The organism is Paenibacillus forsythiae T98, from assembly GCF_000520735.1.
Classification (GTDB): domain Bacteria; phylum Bacillota; class Bacilli; order Paenibacillales; family Paenibacillaceae; genus Paenibacillus_AQ; species Paenibacillus_AQ forsythiae.
In genome coordinates, this window is record NZ_ASSC01000396.1 from 1 (window position 1) to 4,015 (window position 4,015).

Annotated in this window: 4 protein-coding genes; 1 reads left to right on the forward strand and 3 read right to left on the reverse strand. The window is 53.1% G+C overall.

All coding sequences use genetic code 11. The features are described from left to right. Positions 1-611 precede the first annotated feature (611 nt). From L692_RS0112565 to L692_RS0112575, 3 genes are all read right to left on the reverse strand, one after another. Positions 612-1,358, reverse strand: a complete 747-nt coding sequence (locus L692_RS0112565) for a DsbA family protein (protein WP_025700339.1) — start codon at positions 1,356-1,358, stop codon at positions 612-614. A gap of 100 nt (positions 1,359-1,458) precedes the next feature. After that, positions 1,459-2,217, reverse strand: coding sequence for an HAD family hydrolase (locus L692_RS0112570; protein ID WP_025700341.1), 759 nt, complete (start codon positions 2,215-2,217; stop codon positions 1,459-1,461). A gap of 63 nt (positions 2,218-2,280) precedes the next feature. After that, positions 2,281-3,198 carry an ArsR/SmtB family transcription factor gene (locus L692_RS0112575; RefSeq protein WP_025700343.1) on the reverse strand — a complete coding sequence of 306 codons (918 nt, stop codon included), beginning with the start codon at positions 3,196-3,198 and terminating at the stop codon, positions 2,281-2,283. Between the two features lie 291 nt (positions 3,199-3,489). Here L692_RS0112575 and L692_RS0112580 point away from each other — a divergent pair. Next, on the forward strand, positions 3,490-4,015 hold a 526-nt coding region (locus L692_RS0112580; protein ID WP_036723467.1), incomplete at its 3' end, for an MFS transporter.

Genomic DNA, 4,015 nt, shown 5'->3' on the forward strand with positions numbered 1-4,015 from the left:
TCGGCGGTGGAAGGCCGGCTGACGCTCAGAAGCCCGGAAACGGGCGAACTGGCGGTAGAATCCCTATAGCACAACGAGGGGAGGGGTGTCCTGTGAGCCATGGAAATGGCTGCGCCCGGCACCCTTCGATTCATCCTCTCGGCCCCATTCAGACGTTATATTCCTCCATCTCAGAGACAAGCATCCCTTCATCCTCGAGGCCGGTTGTAGCCAGGCCCTTTGAATACATTCGGAATGTTCTTCGTCAGTTCAGATGCAGCGTTGGGACGTTGGAGCATTAAAGTATTAAAGCATTAAAGCATTTAAGCAAATCATGCAAAGCCTGAAATTGTGCATCTTTTGACCGCGTGCGTACACCAACTGTATAACATACCTGCGAGGATACAGTTTTTTCCTCTCCTCAGCCCTACATTCTGTTACACAGCCTTAAATTCCTGTATACTGTCAGGATTTTTCCTATGGGTGGAGGGTTTGGTTAGAAAAACCTGCATCATGGCGGTTTTGCCGACTGCTGAGCTTCAATCAGAAACCAAACAGGCCGGTCAAAGAAGAATCCCTTGACCGGCCTGACGTTTTTTAACTGGCTGTTTCTAACGGGTTAATTTCCCTTGTCAATTCCCTTGGCTGCCGTTCTCTGCGAGCTGCTTGTCGATGGCGGCTTTCAAGCTGCCATAAGAGGAGTCCTTCAGCAGTGCGCCGTTCACCATGAACTTGGGCGCACCGTTAACGCCGTAGGCGGCGGCGATTTTAAAATCCTCTTTTACATCAAACATATAGGTCCGGCTCTTGAGATCCTGCTCGAACCGGGCGTAATCGATGCCGTCAATGTTGTCCTTCACGAATTTCAGGATGAACTTCTCCGTGGCCCAAATCTCGCTCTCGTCCCCCTGATTGTCGTACAGCTTGACTACATATTCCCAGAACTTCCCGTTGCTCTGGCGATAGATTGCTTCGCCTGCGCTGGCGGCCAGATAGGAGTCGCGGTCGATGAAGGCAAAGTTCATGAAGTAGTACTCGACCTTGCCGGTATCCACATAATCCTTGATGAACCGCTGCATGTTGGTTTGCGTCCACTTTCTGCAGGCGGGACATTTGAAATCGGCAAATTCGATGACCTTGACCTTGGCGTTCGGAGCTCCGAGGCGGGGCTGCTTCTCATATTTGAGACTGTCAACGACGATGGTCCCTTTCACATCGGTGTAGTTGGGCAGATTATTCAATTCCCCGGCTTCTCCGGCTCCGCCCCTGGTCAGAACGAACCCGAGCGCCACCGCAAGGATGACGACCAGACCCGCAAGCACCATGGGCAGCGCATAGAGATTCCGTATCTTGCTCTTCTTGTCCTGGCTGTTCTTCATTCCTGTCCTCCCGCCGAATGCTTGAAAATACTAAAGTAGTATAATCATTTCAGCGGAGGGTTTCATATGCTATTTGTAACAGCCCGTCCCGTCTGGCTTCTCAGCCGTGGCTTGTGTTCTGGTGAACAGCGGCTTCGCGGATGACGGGCACCACTTCATGGATTGAAGAGATTGTAATTAACGATTGCTGCATCTCGTGCTGAAGCTCGATCATATTGTACAGCCATTCGTTCTCCTGCTTCAGATAGATGCTCTTGACACCTGCGGTAATTGCCGGAAGCACGTCGGTGCGAAGCGAATTGCCGATCATCCAGGTGCGCTCTCGGTTAAAGGGACGGCCGCGCAAAATTTCTTCCAACGCTTCGACATTTTTATGCTGCCGGATATAAATACGGTCTTCGAAGTAGAGGTCCAGCTTCATTTGCTCGATCTTGCGGCGTTGTATCGAATGGTCTCCCCCTGTGTACAAGTGCAGCTTATGGCCGTCATGCTTCAGATTGTCCAGCGTTTCGACCATGCCGGGATAGGCTTCGATTTCCTGATCGTAGACGCTTAGACCGAGCTTCATCAGTTGCCCCTCCTGGAAAGGCTCGGCCGGCCGGTTATACTTGGCGCAGAAATAGCGGTAGGTCGCGATCAGCGACTTCGGAAAGTTGTCGCTTGCGAGTCCGCTCATATTGACCGTCGCGACATCGATCTCCGCCTGCTTGCGGCGGATTTCCTCGGTTGTCGCGCCTTCTTCGTTGAACCAACCGCTCATCATCTCGAAATACTGCCCCAGAATGAGGTCAAAATATTTGTTGCAGTGGACCAAAGTATCGTCCAGGTCGAAGATCACCTGTTGAGTCCAGTATTTCATTTTTCGCTCACTCCTTTGTTTGGCCTGGACAAGCCCAAGCCAGTTCTGTATGACGTAAGAGTATTATAAACGAATATACGATTCAAGGAACATCTGAAGTTCCGAAGCGCCGTCAAGACGGATGCTGAACCGATCGTTCTGCTCTTCCCGCAAATGGACGCGGAGAAGTCCGGCTACCCGCAGCATCATCAGATGATGCATCAGAATATCGCCCGACTGGCCGAGGTCGGACTGCATTTCCCAGAGCGACTTCGGCTCGTTGGCGAGATAGCGCAGCAGGCGAAGCCGCACCGGATCGGACAACGCTTTAGTCATCCGGAGCAGCAGGGTGGGCGGCTCATCCTCATTCTCCACGGGAACGTCAACGGGATATTGCACAAGCATCAGCTTTTTGTAGGAACAGTATGTGTTGATCGGCCGGTGATGGACCGTCGGCAGAAGCACAATCGTTTCAAGCTCGGGGATGTCCTCGATCACAATTCCGCCCGAGGCATACTCGATCAGCGCATCTTGCTCCATCTTGCTCTGCAGCAGCTTCTTCTCCGAAGCGTCTTCAATAAGCAGCGGAAGCATTTTGGACTCGACATGACGGAAATACTGCTCATGCCAGAGACGAAGCAGCGGTCCGTAGCCATCCTTGATCCGGCGGCACTCTTCCAGGGTGAACCCGGGAAGGTAGGGGGCCGCAAGCTCGAACCATTCCTCCACGGTCGCGGACTCCATATCCTCAAGGAACAGCTGCACTTTTGCGGAAGGTCCGTGAATATATGCCCAGGCGTACAGGACGTCATAGTCCTCGAACGGCCATTCGGCGGCCTGGCGCAGAGCCGCTATCTTTGGAGGGGGAATCCGCCCGTCGAGGTCGCGCACCCATTCGGGTCCGATATCCAGATTGGAAATCCATTTTCGCGTTACATATAGCATGAAGCTGTCGATCAGTTCATATACGGGCGACACGTCAATTTTCAATTCATATTCCATGAAGCATACAGTCCTCCCAGAAAATCACTCACTTCTGATTATTATCTCTTGTTTGGTTTAGGGTTGTCCACTATAATGTTGAGGGTTTGCATGTATGCGGAAGGCGTACGGCCGAACCGAAAGCGCCCTTTCAAGGACGGTATAGCCGTTTGTTTCTGCTGGAAACGTACTTGCGTCCGCCAAGGACGCCGTCAGGCGTTTCTTCTTGATTATACAAGAAATTTCAGGAGGGTATCATCCGTGTCGGACAGCGTTTCTGCACCATTGCAACGGAGCGGGACATTGCAGTACATGATTCTGATCGCCGTTATTGTCATCTCGGGGCTCAGCCAGGGGCTGCTTCTCCCCGTAATATCCATTTTGCTGGAGCAAAAAGGGGTTTCTTCTTCGCTGAACGGCTTCAACGCGGCCGCATTATATATAGGCTCCTTTGCGATGACGCTTGCCGCCGAACGAATGCTGGGAGCCGTCGGATTTAAAAAGCTCATGACAGGCGGCATTGGTCTTGTGCTCGTCTGCCTGCTGCTGTTCCCGCTGCTGCCCGGCGTCACCGCCTGGTTTCTGATTCGCCTCTTCATCGGCGTCGGGGACGCGGCGATCAATTATGCCGCGCAGCTGTGGGTTCTGCTGATGACTCCCGCGGAGCACCGGGGCCGGAATCTTTCTTTTTACGGGATGTCCTACGGTCTGGGCTTCGGCCTTGGCCCTCTTGGCATCGGCCTGCTGAGGTACGGGGAATCGGTTCCGTTTCTCGCACTGGCCCTGCTGTTCGTTCTGGTGCTGCTGCCGGCATTCAGTCTGCCGGATACCCGTCCGG

What these genes read in the sequence shown, in the direction of transcription:
- L692_RS0112575 (WP_025700343.1), bottom strand. Translation starts at nt 3,198, where the DNA reads ATGGAATATGAATTGAAAATTGACGTGTCGCCCGTATATGAACTGATC.
- L692_RS0112570 (WP_025700341.1), bottom strand. Translation starts at nt 2,217, where the DNA reads ATGAAATACTGGACTCAACAGGTGATCTTCGACCTGGACGATACTTTG.
- L692_RS0112565 (WP_025700339.1), bottom strand. Translation starts at nt 1,358, where the DNA reads ATGAAGAACAGCCAGGACAAGAAGAGCAAGATACGGAATCTCTATGCG.